Below are 16,719 nucleotides of genomic sequence, written 5' to 3' on the forward strand. Positions count from 1 at the left end.
GGGGTTCACTCGATGGCGGCGCATTTCGGAAGGCGGCTGCGCAAGGGGGCGGCGACAACCGCCGTGGCCGCGGCGGCGGTCGCGGCTCTGTCCGCGTCCCAGGCTCCGGGAGTGACCGGCGAGGACCACGGCAGACAGGCGACGGCCGGCGCCTCCACCCCCGTACCCGACCCGCGCTCCGACGGCAACGCCACCGGCAACTCCCCGTACTACACGGACCTGCCGCCGCTCAACAGCCCCAACCCCAGCCCCTCGCCGACCACCGGCACCCCCGTCGCCCGGGGCGACTCCGGGGCCGGCATCCCGGCGACGGTCCTCGACGCCTACAAGAAGGCCGAGGCCGAACTGCGCTCCTCCAAGCCCGGCTGCAATCTGCCGTGGCAACTGCTCGCCGCCATCGGCAACGTGGAGTCGGGCCAGGCCCGCGGCGGCCGGGTCGACGCGGACGGCACCACACTGGGCCGGATCCTGGGCCCGGCCCTGGACGGCAACGGCTTCGCGCTCATCAAGGACACCGACCACGGCGCGTACGACGGCAACAGCGAGTACGACCAGGCCGTCGGCCCCATGCAGTTCATCCCGTCGACCTGGGCCTGGGCCGGCCGCGACGGCAACGGCGACGGCAAGAAGGACCCCGACAACGTCTACGACGCCGCCCTCGCCGCCGGCCACTACCTGTGCCGCAACGGCTGGGACCTCTCGGACGAGCGAGACCTGCACAAGGCGATCCTCAGCTACAACGACTCGCAGGACTACCTGAACCTGGTCCTCAACTGGCTGGAGTACTACCGCAAGGGCACCCACTCCGTGCCCGACGGCACCGGCGGCCTGCCCAGCCACCGCAGCGACGACCACACCCCGCGCGCCCATCCCCCCAAGCACTCCCACCCACCGAAGACCAAGCCGGAGCACAAACCGGATCCCAAGCCGGACCCGAAGCCGGACCCGAAGCCCAGCACGCCCGGCGGCGGGCACGACACCCCGAGCCCCAAGCCGCCGAAGCCGCCCGTCCCGCCGACGACCCCGCCGACCCCCACCGACACGGTGGACCACCTGGAGGACGCGGGCACCGCCAAGCTCAGCGCGATGGCCGGGCACGCCTTCACCGGGCGGATCGGCACCCGTGCCGAGACCAAGGCCGACAAGTCCGTCGCCAAGGTCAGGATCAGGTTCACGATCAGCGGAGACACCGACGCCACCTTCAGCGGCGGCGAGACCGTGGCCACGGTCGCCACCGACGCCAAGGGCGTCGCTCTCGCCCCGGCGTTGCAGGCGGGCGAGAAGACCGGTGACTTCAAGGTCACCGCCACCGTCGTGGGCCGCTCGGTCAAGGGCGTCGCCTACACGGCCACCGTCACCGAGCACGCCGCCGACACCCTGGCCCGCACCAGCGACACCCCGCTGACCTGCACCCCGGACGGCGAGTTCGCCGACCAGGTCCAGGTGAAGGCGACGTACAAGGGCGCCGTCGCGGACAAGGTCGCGGCCACCGCCACCCTGATCACGTCCGACAAGGACGCCACCGAGAACGACAAGGGCCCCTACTTCAAGGACGCCGACGGCAAGCCCGTACGCACCCTCAGCGGCCTCCAGACCGACGCCAAGGGCCTGCTGACCCTGCCGAAGCTGTACGCGGACGACACCACCGGCACCTTCCTGCTCCGCATCACCACCCCCGGCGGCGGCACCCTCACCGTCGAACTGAAGGTCGCCGCCGCCGACACCTCGGCGAGCCCGTCCCCGTCGCCGAGCCCGTCCGCCTCCTCCTGACCCACAGCGGCCCGGGCAGGGCGCCCTCCCCGCACCGGCGGGCAGGGCGCCCTCGTTCGTGCGTGCGCCGCTGTTCTCATCTCACCCGCCCGTTGCTACGGTGCCGGACCTGACGCCCCATCAGCACGCTGTCAGGACCCAGACCGTCCGCCGGGAGGCCCGTATGCGCGCCCTGATCGCCGCAGCGACCGGTCTCGCCCTCGCGCTCGCCGTCGTCCTCACCATCAGCGCGGCGGGCGCGCCGTCGGGCCGGACGTCCCCCAAGCCGCTGCTGACGTCGGTGCCCTCGCATCCGTAGCCGCGCCCGTCCGGGAGGGAGGCCTTCCATGCGCCGCAAGGCAAGCCTGGTCCTGCTCGCCTGCGCCGTCTTCTGCGCGGCGCTGTCCCCGCTCATGCGCTGGTACGCCTTCCCGCGCCTGGCCAGGATCCCCGCGAACCAGTACCAGGACATGGTCCTGGAGGCCAGGGGCGCCACCCTGCTGGACTACGGCACGATGCGTGCGAAGAAGGTCTCCAAGGTCACCATCGTGCAGACCCTCAGGGGCGACGTGGAGGCCGCGAAGAAGATCGAGAAGACGGCGGGACGGCCGGTCGTGGTCTGGGACGGCCTGTCCTACGTCCAGGGCCCCGACGGCAACATGGTCTCCCGCGTCCCCGAGCGGTACATCTTCGACGCCCACAGCCAGGACCCCGTCCACGCGACCGGCGAGACGGTCGACGGCGACCCGGTCACCCGCCAGGGCATCGAGTTCAAGTGGCCCTTCCTGACACAGAAACGCGACTACGAGTACTTCGACGCGCAGACCCGTACCACCAGCCCCATCCACTACAAGGGCACCCGGACCTTCCGCGGCCTGAAGGTCTACTACTTCGAACAGGCCATCCCCTGGACGAAGGTCCCGATGCCGAAGGCCATGCCCGTCCAGGGCATCACCCCGGAATCGGTCGCCAAGACGGGAACCACCCGCTGGTACAGCACGATCCGCAGGTTCTGGGTCGAACCGGTCACCGGCGCCCCCGTCTACGGCGAGGAACTCCACAAGGAGGAGCTGCGCGGCGGCACCCTGCTGGGCGGCCGGGCCAGGGTCACGGCGTTCGCCGGGGACGTGAGGATGCGCGAGGACTACACCGAGCACACGGTCGCCCTGGTCAAGCACAACCGCACCCTGGTCCTGATGCTCACCTCGTACGTCCCCTGGGGCTCCCTGACGGCAGGCCTGCTGCTCCTCGCCCTCTCCCTCTACCTGGAGGCCCGCGCCCGCCGCCCCGAGGACCCGGCGCCCGCTCGCACGACGGAACCGGAACCGGTCAGCGCCTGAGCCGCGCGTTGGTGTGCCGGGTGGGCTCGGCGGTCGCCGGGTCCTCGGGCCACGGATGCTTCGGATACCGCCCGCGCAGCTCCGCGCGTACCCCCTTGTAGCCGTCCTTCCAGAAGGAGGCGAGGTCGGCCGTGACGGCGGCGGGCCGCCCGGCGGGGGAGAGCAGATGAACGAGGAGCGGTACGCCGCTGATGGCCGGCGTGTCGCGCAGCCCGAACATCTCCTGGAGCTTCACCGCGAGCACGGGCCGCTCAGGGTCCCGATAGTCGATCCGGATTCTGGACCCACTCGGCACGGTGATCCGCTCGGGCGCCAGCTCGTCCAGCCGCGAGGCTTCCCCGCTCGCCCACGGCAGCAACCGCGCCAGCCCCTGCCCGGCGTCGATCCGCCCGAGATCGGCCCGCCGCCGCGCCCTGCTCAGCTCCGGCTCCAGCCACTCGTCCACGCGCGCGTGGAGCGCGCCGTCGGACACGTCCGGCCACGGCTCAGCGAGATGCGCCCGCAGAAAGGCCAGCCGCTGCCGCAGCGCCTCGGCCTCCGGTGACCAGCGCAGCAACCCGAGCCCTTCCTGCCGCAGCCCGTCGAGGAGGGCCGCGCGTACGAGGGCCGGCTCGACGTCCCCCAGAGGCCGCACGGCGAGCTCGACGGCGCCCAGCCGCTCGACACGCCGGGCTACGACGTCCCCGTCGGCCCAGTGCACCTCGTCCCGCTGGGCGAGCAGCGGGCCCGCGGCGGCGAGAGCCACACCCTCCTCCACGGCGGCCCCGAGCCGCACCCGCGCGTGCCCCTTCCCGGTGGGCCGGTCGGCAACGGCCACGACGATCCAGGGCGCTCCCCGCAGCCCCGACCCGTCCCCCAGCTCGGCCCGGGTCCCGGAGGCCATCAGATACGACCCCCCGTCGAGCCTGGCAACCCGCTCGGGAAAGGCGAGAGCGGCGACGACCCCGGCGAGCCCGTCGTCACCGGTGCCCGGTCCGGCCTGGCCGGCGCCCTGTGTCCGACGGTCGCGGGCGGGCGGGTGAGAAGACTCCCCCGCGACGGCCCGCAGCCGCCGCACCTCCGCAGCCCATCGCGCAGCGTAGGCGTCACCCCCGCCCCGGGCACGCCGCAACGCGGCAGCAAGATCGTCCCCGTAGTCCCGCGGCACCTCTTCGGAGAGCAGGGCGACGACCTCCGCACCCTCACCGGCCGTGTCCAGCAAGGCTCGTCCCAGCCGAGGGTGCACCCCCAGCAAGGACAGGCGCACCCCGACCGGAGTCGCCCGGCCGGCGGAGTCCACCGCGCCTACCGCCGTCAGCGCGGAGCGCGCCGCCGCCATCGCCCCACCCGGCGGAGGATCGAGCAACGCCAGCCCGGAGGCGTCCGGATCCCCCCAGCAAGCCGCCTGCAGCGCAAACGCGGTCAGGTCGGCCACCTTGATCTCCGGCGCCGGAAACGCCGGCAGACGCCCGTCCTCGGCCTCCGCCCAGCACCGGTACACCGCCCCCGGCGCCTCTCGCCCGGCCCGCCCCGCCCGCTGCCGCCCGGCGGCCCGCGACGCCCGCACCGTCGTCAGCCCGCTCAGCCCACGCGCGTGGTCCACCCGCGGCTCCCGGGCGAGCCCCGAGTCCACCACCACCCGCACCCCGGGCACCGTCAGCGACGACTCCGCCACCGAGGTCGCCAGCACCACCCGGCGCCGCGCCCCCGGAGCGAGTACCGCGTCCTGCACGGCGGCCGGCGCCCGGCCATGGACCCGGAGCACCTCCACCGCCCCGAGATCCCCGAGCTGCCCCGCCACGCGCGCGATCTCGCCCACACCCGGCAGGAAGCACAGCACGTCCCCGTCCCGCTCGGCCAGCGCCCGGCGCACCACCGACGCCACGTGCGCCAGCAGCGCCGGATCGACACGCATCCCGTGCGGCGGCCGTACCGGGCGCGCGGGTGGCGCCCACACCACCTCCACCGGGTGTGCGACGCCGGCCGCCTCGACCACGGACGCCCCGCCCAGCAGTCGCGCCCAGCCCTCCGCGTCCGTCGTCGCCGACGCGGCCACCAGGCGCAGCTCCGGCCGCAGGGTCTGCCGCACGTCCCACAGGAAGGCGGCCGCCGTGTCGGCATCCAGATGCCGCTCGTGGCACTCGTCCAGCACGACGGCGTCCACGCCGGCCAGCTCCTGATCGCGCTGCAGCCGCTGCAGCAGCACACCCGTCGTCACGACCTCCACGCGCGTGTGCCGGCCGGCGACGCGCTCGCCCCGCACCGTGAAGCCGACGCTCTCGCCCGGCCTCTGACCCAGCAGCCAGGCCATTCGCCGGGCCGCCGCCCGGGCCGCGATCCGGCGGGGCTCGGCCACCACGACCCGCCGCGCCGGCCCGCCGCCGACCAGCCCCGCCAGCACAAGCGGTACCAGCGTCGTCTTGCCGGTGCCGGGCGGCGCCACCAGCACGGCGGTGCCGGCACCCTCGAGGGCCTCGGTCAGAGCGGGCAGGGCGGAACGCACGGGCAGCGCGTCCAGGGCGTCGTAACGGATCACGCCCCTAGTGTCGTACGACGGCGAAATCGACCCCACGCACGCGTGCCCCCGATGATCAGCGGGGGTCGGTCAGTCCCGCTCGCACACGAAGATCGCCGTTCCCGGGATCAGGCTGCCGCGCAGGGGCGACCAGCCGGCCCACTCCGAGGTGTTCCAGGACGGCCACTCCGGCTCCAGCAGGTCCACCAGCCGGAAGCCGGACGTCACGACGTCCCGGACGCGGTCGCCGAGCGTCCTGTGGTGCTCGACGTAGACGGCGCGGCCCTCCTCGTCCTGCTCCACGTACGGCGTGCGGTCGAAGTAGGAGGAGGACACGGACAGGCCCTCGGGTCCCGGCTCGTCGGGGAACGCCCAGCGGATCGGATGCGTCAGCGAGAAGACGAACCGGCCGCCCGGCCGCAGCACCCGGCGCACCTCGCGCAGCACCAGCCCCGGGTCGGCGACGAACGGCAGCGCCCCGTACGCCGAGCAGGCCAGATCGAAGGAGCCGTCCGCGAAGGGCAGCGCGCCGGCGTCCGCGCAGACGAGCGGAAACGATCCGCCGATGCGCAGGGCGTGCTGCAGCTGGCGGTGGGAGAGGTCCAGCGCCACCGGGCGGGCGCCCTGGGCGGCCAGCCAGCGCGCGCACTGCGCCGCGCCCGCACCGATCTCCAGGACCGCCTTGCCCTTCAGTTCCTCCGGCGGGCCCAGCAGCTCGGCCTCGACCTCGTCCAGGCCCTCCGGACCCCACACGAAGCGGTCGTCGCCGAGGAAGGTGCCGTGCTCGGTCTGGTACTCGTCCGCGTTGCGGTCCCACCAGCCCCGGTTGGCCCGGGCGCTCTCCGCGACGCCGGCCTCACGTCGCGTGGCCTCCGGCTCGTACGCCTCGGGTCCTTCGGGCTCGTACGCTTCCGGCTCTTGGATGATCGGCTCCCTCGTCGTACTCTTCCGTCCAACCCGGAAGGGGTCCGTGACGGACGCGGTCCCACAGGCCATGTGGCCTCAAAGGACGTTTCTTCTGCCGGTTATGCGGGGTTCTGCCCCGGGTGGGCGCCTTCGCGCATTGACCCTGTCCGGCTGCCCCCGTATGCTACAAGTTGCGCTGCGGGCCTGCGCACCTCAGACGTAGCAGGCTGCGCTCGCATCTGTTGTATGTCCCCTCGGTTGTCGAGGCGCCATCACCAGTATCTGGTGGGGCGCTTCCTTGGCTGTCCGGCTTCTGCAGAGCGAAACGGGCTCCCGGCGTAAGCAGTACCTACGACTTCAATGTCCGTACCGGAGCCCTTTCCCACATGACGAGCAGCACCGAGACCACCGCCACCACCCCGCAGGTAGCGGTCAACGACATCGGTAACGAGGAAGCCTTCCTCGCCGCGATCGACGAGACGATCAAGTACTTCAACGACGGCGACATCGTCGACGGCGTCATCGTGAAGGTCGACCGGGACGAGGTCCTGCTCGACATCGGTTACAAGACCGAAGGTGTCATCCCGAGCCGCGAGCTCTCGATCAAGCACGACGTCGACCCGAACGAGGTCGTCGCCGTCGGCGACGAGATCGAGGCCCTGGTCCTCCAGAAGGAGGACAAGGAAGGCCGCCTGATCCTCTCGAAGAAGCGCGCCCAGTACGAGCGTGCCTGGGGCACCATCGAGAAGATCAAGGAAGAGGACGGCATCGTTACCGGTACCGTCATCGAGGTCGTCAAGGGTGGTCTCATCCTCGACATCGGCCTCCGCGGCTTCCTCCCGGCCTCCCTGGTCGAGATGCGCCGCGTCCGCGACCTCCAGCCGTACGTCGGCAAGGAGCTCGAGGCCAAGATCATCGAGCTGGACAAGAACCGCAACAACGTGGTCCTGTCCCGCCGTGCCTGGCTGGAGCAGACCCAGTCCGAGGTCCGCCAGACGTTCCTCACGACCCTCCAGAAGGGTCAGGTCCGCTCCGGTGTGGTCTCCTCGATCGTCAACTTCGGTGCCTTCGTGGACCTGGGTGGCGTCGACGGTCTGGTCCACGTCTCCGAGCTGTCCTGGAAGCACATCGACCACCCCTCCGAGGTCGTCGAGGTCGGCCAGGAGGTCACCGTCGAGGTCCTCGACGTCGACATGGACCGCGAGCGCGTCTCCCTGTCGCTGAAGGCGACCCAGGAAGACCCGTGGCAGCAGTTCGCCCGCACCCACCAGATCGGCCAGGTCGTGCCCGGTAAGGTCACGAAGCTGGTGCCGTTCGGTGCGTTCGTCCGCGTGGACGAGGGCATCGAGGGTCTGGTCCACATCTCCGAGCTGGCCGAGCGCCACGTGGAGATCCCGGAGCAGGTCGTCCAGGTCAACGACGAGATCTTCGTCAAGGTCATCGACATCGACCTCGAGCGCCGCCGCATCAGCCTCTCGCTGAAGCAGGCCAACGAGTCCTTCGGTGCCGACCCGGCCTCGGTCGAGTTCGACCCGACCCTGTACGGCATGGCCGCGTCCTACGACGACCAGGGCAACTACATCTACCCCGAGGGCTTCGACCCCGAGACCAACGACTGGCTCGAGGGCTACGAGAAGCAGCGCGAGGAGTGGGAGCGCCAGTACGCCGAGGCGCAGACCCGCTTCGAGCAGCACCAGCAGCAGGTCATCAAGAGCCGCGAGGCCGACGCTGCCGCTGCCGCCGAGGGTGGCGAGGCTGCCGCTCCGGCCGCTTCGGGTGGCGGTTCGTACTCCTCCGAGGGTGCGGACACCTCCGGTGCGCTGGCCTCGGACGAGGCGCTGGCCGCGCTGCGCGAGAAGCTGGCCGGCGGCCAGAGCTGATCGCTGCGGCTGAGGCTTAGCCGATAGCTGGTCCTGAGGGACCGTACCTTTCGAGGTGCGGTCCCTCAGGCCTTTTCGGGTGCCCGTCGTTCGAGTGCAGGCCGTCTGTGGCTTCTCGCGCAGTCCCCCGCGCCCCTGAGGGCATTGCCCTCGCCCCGTGTCCGTACAGGCTCCGTGAGATCGCGGATCAACGGCGTGTCGCGGGAATGCCCGCTCTCCAGGGCGTGTTGACCACGACGAACACGAGGAGGAGCGGTCACAGTGCTTGATCCGCAGGGTTTGTACGCATGGGAGCCGAAGGGCCTCGCCGTTGTCGACATGGCGCTCGCCCAGGAGTCGGCCGGCCTTGTCATGCTCTACCACTTCGACGGATACATCGACGCGGGTGAGACCGGAGACCAGATCGTCGACCGGCTGCTCGACTCACTGCCCCACCAGCTCGTCGCCCGCTTCGACCACGACCGGCTCGTGGACTACCGGGCCCGCCGGCCCCTGCTGACCTTCAAGCGGGACCGCTGGACCGACTACGAGGTCCCGGCCATCGAGGTCCGCCTCGTCCAGGACGCCACCGGCGCCCCCTTCCTGCTGCTGTCCGGGCCCGAGCCGGACGTGGAGTGGGAGCGGTTCGCGGGGGCCGTACGGCAGATCGTGGAGCGGCTCGGCGTACGCCTGTCCGTGAACTTCCACGGCATCCCCATGGGGGTCCCGCACACCCGGCCGGTGGGTCTCACCCCGCACGGCAACCGCGCCGAGCTCGTCCCGGGTCACCGCAGCCCCTTCGAGGAGGCCCAGGTCCCCGGCAGCGCCGAGTCACTGGTGGAGTACCGCCTGATGGAGGCCGGGCACGACGTCCTGGGCGTCGCCGCGCACGTCCCGCACTACATCGCCCGCTCCACGTACCCGGACGCCGCCCTGACGGTCCTGGAGGCCATCACGGCCGCCACCGGGCTGGTGCTGCCGGGAGTCGCGCACTCGCTGCGCACGGACGCCCACCGCACGCAGACGGAGATCGACCGGCAGATCCAGGAGGGCGACGAGGAACTCACCGCGCTCGTCCAGGGCCTGGAGCACCAGTACGACGCCGCCGCGGGTTCCGAGACCCGGGGCAACATGCTCGCCGAGCCCGTGGACATCCCGTCGGCCGACGAGATCGGGCGCGAGTTCGAGCGGTTCCTGGCGGAGCGGGAAGGCGACAACTGATCCGCTAGGCTGCGCCCGGAGTCGACAAGTCGTCCCCGCGGAGGGGGTTCGTGAGGTGGAGGCGCAGCCATGCTGTCCGTGGGCCTGACCGGTGGGATCGGCGCCGGCAAGAGCGAGGTGTCACGGCTGCTCGTGGAGCACGGGGCCGTGCTGATCGACGCGGACCGTATCGCGCGCGAAGTTGTGGCGCCGGGCACTCCCGGCCTCGCCGCCGTGGCCGAGGCCTTCGGTGGGGACGTCCTCACCGCGGACGGCAGTCTGGACCGGCCCAGACTCGGCTCGATCGTCTTCGCCGACCCGGAGAAGCTCGCCGCCCTCAACTCGATCGTGCACCCCCTGGTGGGCGCCCGCTCCCGTGAGCTGGAGGACGCCGCGGCCGACGACGCCGTAGTGATCCACGACGTGCCCCTCCTCACCGAGAACGCACTGGCGCCGCTCTACGACCTCGTGATCGTCGTGGACACGAGCCCCGAGACCCAACTCGACCGACTGGTCCGGTTGCGCGGGATGACCGAGGAGGACGCACGCGCGCGTATGGCCGCGCAGGCGACCCGTGAGCAGCGCCGGGAGATCGCGGACATCGTGATCGACAACGACGTACCCCTGGACGCGCTGCACAAGCGCGTCGCCGAGGTGTGGGAGGACCTCGTACGGCGGGCGCGCGGGGATCGCGCGGAACAGGGCTCGGAATAGCGGCCCCCTCCGCGGGCGTTGAAGTGCCGCAGCGAGGGAAGGACTCTGCCGTGCCCGAGACCAGCGGTTCCACCGGACGTACTCCGGAAACGCATGTCATCGACTTCCGTGCAGCCGAGCATCTGCTCAACTCGCGGGATCCGCGGGGCGCGGTGAAGCTGCTCGACGGCGTCATCGCCGCGCACCCCGAGAACACGGCGGCCCGCCTGCTCCGTGCGCGTGCGTTCTTCGCGGCGGCCCAACTGCGGCCCGCCGAGCTGGAGTTCACGATCGTGCTGGAGCGCGAGCCGGACAACGCGTTCGCGCACTTCGCACTGGCCCGCACCTATGAACGCCAGGGCCGAGCCGACCAGGCCAAACGCCATTTCCGCCTCGCGGCCGCGCTGGACCCGAACCCGCAGTACCTGAAGGCGGCGCGCTTCGACGGCTGAGCGGCGCGTGCCGCGTCGGCCGGTCACGGATGCCGTCGCCTGGGAGGCCCCCGGTACGGCCGACTCGGGTACGGCGGTCCCGGATGCGGCGGTCCGCTCTCCGGCGGCGGATACGGTGGCACCTCGCGGCCCGGCTGGTAGTGCGGACCCTGCCGGATGTGTCTGAGGACCATGGTCATGTCCGCGGTGACCACCAGCCACAGCACGGCACAGGCCGCCGCCCACCCCGGGTGCCCGGCGACCGCGAACGCCGCCGTGCCGAAGACCGACCAGGCCAGCCCCCACAGGCACAGCCAGAACCGCGCCCGCAGAGCACTGCGCGCGGTCGCCGGTTCACTGCCTGTACGCACCAGAACCACTCCTGCTTGCAACGTACTCTTCGGTGCCGACGTTCATCAACGGCGCCTGTCCACGGCGTGCGGCAACGGCGCCGTTCCTCGCCCGCCGAAGGGGGGTCCCTTGCTGCCGGACGCAGACGACCTGCCGGAACTGCTCCCCGACCTGGCCGTGCCGCACGAGGACGTCAACGCACTGGTGACCGGACGGCGCCGGGTGACCGCCGACCCGGGCGCGCTCAGACTCCTCGAGGAGTGCGTCGAGGAGCTGTTCCGCCACCCGGAGGCGACCGGCCACCCACCCGACCTCGGTGAGTTCTTCGACGCGGCACCGCCCGAGCTGAGCGGCACCTTCGCCGCGTACGTGTGCATCGCCGCGGTCCCGCGCACACGCGCCCGGCACCGGTAACGCGGCATACCGTCCGAGGTCTCCCGGCGCACCCTTGCCGACCTGGGCCGTCACATGGCGGTGCACCGCAGACCGCACGTACCAGTGGCCGCCCGCCCGCGACTGGCGGAGGGCGGCTGCGTGCTCGGTCAGCGGGAGGGCGAGGACTATCACACCAATGTGCCGAGGGAGCGGGTCGACCCGAGCGGCTTCACCCTGCGAATCGCCTCGGTGGAGCCTGCCGGAGACGGCGCGACCGCGGCGACCCCGCTGATCCTGGTGGTGCCGCTCACCCTGATCGCCTGGGCCCGGCGCGGGCACAACGGTGAGCTGCTCCGGTTGGTGCGGCGACGGTAACGGAGGCGGCAAGTCCCGCTCCGGCGGCCCGCCGACGCCGACGGACCGGGCGCGGGGGCCCGGCCGATGGCGCCGACGGACGCCTGTGGCGTATCGGCCCCCGGATCACCGACGCCGAGTATGCCCACTGGTCCTACCGGACCTGGTCCGCCGCGCCGCTGGATCAGGATCCGCCGCGCCTGCTGGTTCCGCCGGGCCGGGGTCCACCGGTCTCGCCGGAACGGGATCCACCGTGCCTGCCGGTTCCGCCGGGTGCGCCGTGTCCACCGGACCCGGATCCGGCCCGCCCGCCCGATCCGCCGGGCCCTGCGAAGCCGCGGGGGCCTGCGGCGCCGCCGAAGGTGCCGTAGCCGCCCGGGATGCCCGGGCCCGCGAGGCCGCGGAGGCGTTCCAGATCACGGCGATCGCGTTTGGTGGGTCGGCCGGTGCCTCGCTCGCGGAGGCCGGCGGGCGCGACGGCCTCGCGAGGCGGGGGCGGAGGGGAGTTGTCGATGTAGCACTGGGCGGCCACCGGGGCACCGACCCGCTTGCGGATCAGGCGCTTGACGATCACGATCCGTTCCCGGCCCTCGTGCCGCAGCCGCACCTCGTCGCCGACGCGCACGGAGTAGGCGGGCTTCACCCGCTCCCCGTTCACGTGGACGTGGCCGCCCCGGCAGGCGGTGGCGCCCAGGGAACGCGTCTTGATCAGACGCACGGCCCAGATCCAGCTGTCGATCCGGACCGTCTCACCCGGGGCCGGCCCCGCGGCCTCGGCGGCGGCCACCGCGGCGGTGATCTTCGGATCGACGTGCTGGTCAGCATCGACAGGCTGATCAGCGGGGACACCGGCGTCCTGGGCGTCCTGGGCGTCCTGGGCGGAGCCGGTGCCGTCCGGCCCGCCGGTCCCACCGTTCACGTTCTCGTCCGCAACGTCGGAAGCCATGCCCCCGACCTTAACTCCCCGGGCGGGGTGAGCCGGAGGAGATTTTCCCGGGGCACGGGGTAGCCGGTGGCAGGGAGCCCGACGTTGGCGTGGCACACATCGATCGGATCACCCTGCCCGGCACCGTCAGGTGATCTCCGAGGAGACTCCAGCACCGGACCTCGCGGCCCCCCGGACGCCCCGCCGTGGCCCCCTAGCCCTCGAACCGGGCCCCTGCAGACGCCCCGAGCCTTGCAGCCCCAGCCCTCGACCGGGCCGGGCCCCTCAGACGCCACGGATCTTCCGTGCCTCCGCGGACCCCGAGGCCCCGAGCCCCCTCGGACCTCCTGGCCCTCTCGGATTTCCTGGCCCTCTCGGACTTCCTGGCCCTCTGGGACCTCGGCCCTCTGGGACCTCTTGGCCCTCTGGGACCTCTTGGCCCTTTCGGACCTCCTGGCCCTTTCGGACCTCCTGGCCCCGGGTGCCCACAGGCCCCCTGCGTGCTCCCATGCCGGAGCCCTGCGGACCCCCGGGACCCTCGCGGCCTCTTGGCCGCCGCGTGCCCCCATGCCCCGAGCCCTGCAGACCCCCGGATCCTCGCGGCCTCTTGGCCGCCGCGTGCCCCCATGCCCCGAGCCCTGCAGACCCCCAAACCCTCGCAGGCCTCGCCGGCGCCGCGCGCCCCACCGCACCCCGTGGGTGCGACAGTGGCGCGCGGCGCGGTCAAGGCGGGGCGTTCCTGTGCAGGTGAAGCGGTTTGCTTGCCCGGCCCGGTCCGGGCATACGGTGGCCGTATGGACCACAGCAGTGCCGTCGCCCGGCTCGACCGGCGTGTCGCGGACTGCAGGGCCTGCCCTCGGCTGGTCGAGTGGCGGGAGGAGGTGGCCCGTACCAAACGGGCCGCGTTCGCCGACTGGACGTACTGGGGCCGGCCGGTCCCCGGCTTCGGTCCGGCCGACGCCCGGCTGGCGATCATCGGCTTGGCCCCCGCCGCGCACGGCGGCAACCGCACCGGCCGGATGTTCACCGGCGACCGCTCCGGGGACGTGCTCTACCAGGCCCTGTACGACGTGGGGCTCGCCTCTCAGCCCACCTCCGTCAGCGCCGACGACGGGCTGGAACTGTACGGCGTCCGCGTCACCGCGCCCGTGCACTGCGCCCCGCCCGCGAACAAGCCGACCCCCGGCGAGCGCGACACCTGCCGCCCCTGGCTGGTGCAGGAGCTGAAGCTGCTGCGCCCGACGCTGAGGGCCGCAGTCGTCCTCGGCGCCTTCGGCTGGCAGGCCGCGCTGCCCGCGTTCACCGAGGCGGGGTGGACCGTGCCCCGCCCCCGTCCGGCCTTCGCCCACGGCGTCAGGGTCACCCTCGACGGCCTGGACCTCTTCGGCTGCTTCCATGTCAGCCAGCGCAACACCTTCACCGGCCGGCTCACCCCGGAGATGCTCCGCGAGGTGCTGCGCACGGCGGCGACGACGGCAGGGTTGCCATAGGCGTGGACACCACCGAGGCCGCCGCCCACCTCGCCTGCCTCCTCGGCCACCGCCACGGCGTCATCACCACCCTCGACCGCTCCCGCGGCCACACCTAGGACGGCCGGAGACCACCGGCATGGCCGGTGCCCGCGCCGCCGTCATGGGCACCGGCCTCGGCGCCTCGGCCTCGCCGGCGACCCCGGGCGCACGGAGTCCGCGTTCCTGACGGCGGCCGAACGGGCCCGGGACACCGGCGCCGAGGTCCTCGTCCCGGGCTGCGCCGGGATGACCGGACCGCAGCGGGCGGTGAGGGAGAAGCTCCGACTGCCGGTGGTCGACGGCGTCGCGGCGGCGCTCAAGCTCGCCGAGTCCCTGGCCGGCCCGGCCGGACCACCAGCCGAGCGGGCAGTTACGGCAGGCCGCTGCCCGGGGAGAGGAGCTGGGGGCGGCCGTAGCGGCGAGCCGGAACGCGGGGGCTCACGGCCGCCAGACGTACCGCACGTCCGGCTCCCGCTCCTCGTTCCCGCTGCCGTCGGTGAACTCGACGGCGGTGAAGCCGTGCCGCTCGTAGAAGCGGTGGGCGGGCTTGTTGACCTGGAAGGTCCACAGGGACAGCCCGTCCGGGCTGCGCTCCTTGGCCAGCGCGACGAACCGGTCACCGACACCACGCCCCCGCCACCCGGGGTCCAGATACAGCTGGGACAGCACCTCTTCCTCCAGCACCATCAGTCCGACGATCCCGGCCCCGTCGGCCTCCGCCACCCAGGTCTCCCGCAACGGAACGACGACATGCTCGAAGTACTCCCGCACCTCGTCGTCGGTGTGCGCGCGGACGACGGTGGGCAGGGCGGCGTCGAAGGACCGCAGATACACATCGGCGGCGGCCCGGGCGTCCTCCGCCACGGCCCGACGCAGTACGACCTCGCCCGTCACCGGCTCTCCTCCTTGCTCCGGTTGCTCCGGCACCACAGCCGTGGCCGTGATCTCCACCAGCTGCCCGGTGTAACCGAGGCAGGCGACACCGAGCAGAGTCGACGCATGCGGGCCAGCGCTGAGCCCGGAGGCCTCGACGACCTCCCACACCGCGGACAACACGGCGGGCTCGCTGCTCACCACGTACACATCCGTGGCGACCACATGCGCCAAGTCGCTTCCCACTGCGGCCAGTTGCTCCCGCAGATTGGCGATCACCTGCTCGGTCTGACGCACGGGGTCACCCGGGCCGACGAGGTCCCCCTTCTCGTCGAGCGGCACGGCCCCGGCCAGAAAAGCCAACCTCGTCCCGGCCTCGACGACGGACGCGTGCGAGTAGGTGGGCGGGGGAAAGAGGGCCGGGGCGGTCACGCGCTTGATCACGAGGGTTGCTCCTGGGAGGAGGTGAACAATGTCCCGATGATCGTTTCTTTCGACCCCGCCCGCATCCGATTTCTCAGGACGACAGGCGTGGGACGGCGTCGGGGCCGTAGCGGTGCAGGATCTCCCCGGTGGGGTGGAAGAACGGGTACAGCGACGACACCGCCTCGCCGCAGGAACCCCGTGAGCTGTCGCGGCGGGCGTCGCGGCGGGCCACGCGGTAATTCCGGAGCGGACTTCGCGATGGCTGCGGCAGGCTGAGGGCATGCCCGAGCCTTCCGATTCCGCTCCCGAGCCTTCTGATTCCGGGCCCGAGCCTTCTGATTCCGGGCCCGAGCCTTCCGGTTCCGGGCCCGAGCCTTCCGATTCCGACTTCCTCGGCCGCACCGCCGAGCGCCTCGCCTCCCTGCCCACGGTCCGGGCGGTGGCCCTCGGCGGCTCCCGGGCCCAGGGCACCCACCGCCCCGACAGCGACTGGGACCTGGCGATCTACTACCGCAGCCCCTTCGACCCGGACGACCTCAGGGCCGTCGGCTGGCCGGGGGAGGTCTCCGGGGTCGGCGGCTGGGGCGGTGGGGTCTTCAACGGCGGGGCGTGGCTGACCATCGACGGGCGCCGGGTCGATGTGCACTACCGGGACCTGGCGGTGGTCGAGCACGAGCTGGCGGAGGCGGAGGCGGGACGGTTCCGGGTGGAGCCGCTGCTCTTCCATCTCGCCGGCATCCCCACCTACCTGGTCGTGGCCGAACTGGCCGTCAACCAGGTGCTCAGCGGTACCCTGCCCCGCCCGGCGGGCTACCCGGCCAAGCTGCGTGTCACCGCCGCCGAGCGCTGGTACGGCGCCGCCCGCGCCACCCTCGCCTACGCCAAGGCCAACCACGCCGCCCACGGCCGCCTGACGGAGACCGCCGGCTCCCTCGCCACGGCCGCCCTCCAGGCCGCCCACGGGGTCCTCGCCGCACGCGGGGAGTGGGTGACGAACGAGAAGCGGCTGCTGGAACGGGCCGGGCTGCGCGGGATCGACGCGGTGACGGGGGAACTGCGGGGCGAGTCCGAGGCCCTGGTCCGTACCGTGACCGAGGCCGAGACCCTGGTCCGTACCGTGGCCGAGGCCGCGGCCGGGGAGATCGGCTCCGGGGAGATCGTCTCCGGGGAGGACATCTCCGGGGAAATCGTCGCCCGGGAATTGCGTTCATAAAGAAACCGGCCACCTCAGG

Annotated in this window: 15 protein-coding genes and 4 pseudogenes; 12 read left to right on the top strand and 7 right to left on the bottom strand. The window is 72.5% G+C overall.

The genetic code is table 11. The annotated features are described in order from the left end of the window. The first annotated feature begins 12 nt into the window (after window positions 1-12). The 3 genes from ACZ7GZ_RS11230 (at window position 13) to pgfA (ending at window position 3,089) form a co-directional block, all read left to right on the top strand. Window positions 13-1,770: a lytic transglycosylase domain-containing protein gene (locus tag ACZ7GZ_RS11230; RefSeq protein ID WP_471022916.1), complete on the top strand. Its 1,758-nt coding sequence runs from the start codon at window positions 13-15 to the stop codon at window positions 1,768-1,770. 163 nt (window positions 1,771-1,933) lie between these two features. Further along, window positions 1,934-2,068, top strand: coding sequence for an SPW_0924 family protein (locus ACZ7GZ_RS11235; RefSeq protein ID WP_471022917.1), 135 nt, complete (start codon window positions 1,934-1,936; stop codon window positions 2,066-2,068). 28 nt (window positions 2,069-2,096) lie between these two features. Beyond that, window positions 2,097-3,089, top strand: a complete 993-nt coding sequence (pgfA, locus tag ACZ7GZ_RS11240; protein WP_471022920.1) for a cell envelope lipid trafficking protein PgfA — start codon at window positions 2,097-2,099, stop codon at window positions 3,087-3,089. Here pgfA and hrpB read toward each other — a convergent pair. Together hrpB and ACZ7GZ_RS11250 are read right to left on the bottom strand one after the other, a co-directional pair. Further along, window positions 3,079-5,604: an ATP-dependent helicase HrpB gene (hrpB, locus tag ACZ7GZ_RS11245; RefSeq protein WP_471022922.1), complete on the bottom strand. Its 2,526-nt coding sequence runs from the start codon at window positions 5,602-5,604 to the stop codon at window positions 3,079-3,081. The genes pgfA and hrpB overlap by 11 nt on opposite strands. A gap of 69 nt (window positions 5,605-5,673) precedes the next feature. Then, window positions 5,674-6,579 (bottom strand): class I SAM-dependent methyltransferase, encoded by a 906-nt coding sequence (locus tag ACZ7GZ_RS11250; RefSeq protein ID WP_471022923.1) that lies wholly within the window; start codon window positions 6,577-6,579, stop codon window positions 5,674-5,676. 296 nt (window positions 6,580-6,875) lie between these two features. Here ACZ7GZ_RS11250 and rpsA point away from each other — a divergent pair, with 296 nt between their 5' ends. The 4 genes from rpsA (at window position 6,876) to ACZ7GZ_RS11270 (ending at window position 10,693) form a co-directional block, all read left to right on the top strand. Beyond that, a complete protein-coding gene (gene rpsA, locus ACZ7GZ_RS11255; RefSeq protein ID WP_067015219.1) occupies window positions 6,876-8,369 on the top strand; it encodes a 30S ribosomal protein S1 in 1,494 nt (497 codons plus the stop codon). A 261-nt stretch (window positions 8,370-8,630) separates the two neighbouring features. Next, the gene (locus tag ACZ7GZ_RS11260; protein ID WP_471022924.1) at window positions 8,631-9,569 is read left to right on the top strand and encodes a PAC2 family protein; all 939 of its coding nucleotides are present in this window, start codon (window positions 8,631-8,633) and stop codon (window positions 9,567-9,569) included. 69 nt (window positions 9,570-9,638) lie between these two features. Next, entirely contained in the window at window positions 9,639-10,262 is a 624-nt protein-coding gene (gene coaE, locus ACZ7GZ_RS11265; protein ID WP_471022925.1) for a dephospho-CoA kinase, read from the top strand. 50 nt (window positions 10,263-10,312) lie between these two features. Further along, window positions 10,313-10,693, top strand: coding sequence for a tetratricopeptide repeat protein (locus ACZ7GZ_RS11270; RefSeq protein ID WP_471022926.1), 381 nt, complete (start codon window positions 10,313-10,315; stop codon window positions 10,691-10,693). Between the two features lie 23 nt (window positions 10,694-10,716). On the opposite strand, the gene ACZ7GZ_RS11275 is transcribed toward ACZ7GZ_RS11270, so the two are convergent. Continuing rightward, window positions 10,717-11,052 carry a DUF6343 family protein gene (locus tag ACZ7GZ_RS11275; RefSeq protein WP_471022928.1) on the bottom strand — a complete coding sequence of 112 codons (336 nt, stop codon included), beginning with the start codon at window positions 11,050-11,052 and terminating at the stop codon, window positions 10,717-10,719. A gap of 175 nt (window positions 11,053-11,227) precedes the next feature. Between ACZ7GZ_RS11275 and ACZ7GZ_RS11280 the strand changes: the two are divergent. Together ACZ7GZ_RS11280 and ACZ7GZ_RS11285 are read left to right on the top strand one after the other, a co-directional pair. Beyond that, window positions 11,228-11,455, top strand: a pseudogene (locus ACZ7GZ_RS11280) (acyltransferase domain-containing protein); the annotation flags it as partial. A gap of 84 nt (window positions 11,456-11,539) precedes the next feature. After that, window positions 11,540-11,773 (top strand): annotated as a pseudogene (locus tag ACZ7GZ_RS11285) (hypothetical protein); the annotation flags it as partial. Between the two features lie 163 nt (window positions 11,774-11,936). Here ACZ7GZ_RS11285 and ACZ7GZ_RS11290 read toward each other — a convergent pair. Further along, window positions 11,937-12,698 (bottom strand): RNA-binding S4 domain-containing protein, encoded by a 762-nt coding sequence (locus ACZ7GZ_RS11290; RefSeq protein WP_471022930.1) that lies wholly within the window; start codon window positions 12,696-12,698, stop codon window positions 11,937-11,939. 773 nt (window positions 12,699-13,471) lie between these two features. Between ACZ7GZ_RS11290 and ACZ7GZ_RS11295 the strand changes: the two genes are divergently transcribed. Both ACZ7GZ_RS11295 and ACZ7GZ_RS11300 read left to right on the top strand, forming a co-directional pair. Next, window positions 13,472-14,167 (top strand): uracil-DNA glycosylase, encoded by a 696-nt coding sequence (locus ACZ7GZ_RS11295; RefSeq protein ID WP_471022933.1) that lies wholly within the window; start codon window positions 13,472-13,474, stop codon window positions 14,165-14,167. Window positions 14,168-14,169: 2 nt separating this feature from the next. Continuing rightward, a pseudogene (locus ACZ7GZ_RS11300) lies at window positions 14,170-14,604 on the top strand (aspartate/glutamate racemase family protein); the annotation flags it as partial. A 22-nt stretch (window positions 14,605-14,626) separates the two neighbouring features. Here the strand turns inward: ACZ7GZ_RS11300 and ACZ7GZ_RS11305 are convergent. The 3 genes and pseudogenes from ACZ7GZ_RS11305 to ACZ7GZ_RS11315 all read right to left on the bottom strand — a co-directional run bounded on the left by ACZ7GZ_RS11305 (window position 14,627) and on the right by ACZ7GZ_RS11315 (window position 15,719). Continuing rightward, window positions 14,627-15,082: a GNAT family N-acetyltransferase gene (locus ACZ7GZ_RS11305; RefSeq protein ID WP_471023143.1), complete on the bottom strand. Its 456-nt coding sequence runs from the start codon at window positions 15,080-15,082 to the stop codon at window positions 14,627-14,629. Between the two features lie 42 nt (window positions 15,083-15,124). After that, a pseudogene (locus ACZ7GZ_RS11310) lies at window positions 15,125-15,505 on the bottom strand (RidA family protein); the annotation flags it as partial. Between the two features lie 73 nt (window positions 15,506-15,578). Then, on the bottom strand, window positions 15,579-15,719 hold the full coding sequence (locus tag ACZ7GZ_RS11315) for a hypothetical protein (protein WP_471022935.1): 141 nt from the start codon (window positions 15,717-15,719) through the stop codon (window positions 15,579-15,581). A 48-nt stretch (window positions 15,720-15,767) separates the two neighbouring features. Between ACZ7GZ_RS11315 and ACZ7GZ_RS11320 the strand changes: the two genes are divergently transcribed. Beyond that, complete coding sequence (locus ACZ7GZ_RS11320; RefSeq protein ID WP_471022937.1) at window positions 15,768-16,700, top strand: nucleotidyltransferase domain-containing protein; 933 nt, start codon at window positions 15,768-15,770, stop codon at window positions 16,698-16,700. The last annotated feature ends 19 nt before the right edge of the window (window positions 16,701-16,719 follow it).

This window comes from Streptomyces sp. NPDC037288, from assembly GCF_055603265.1.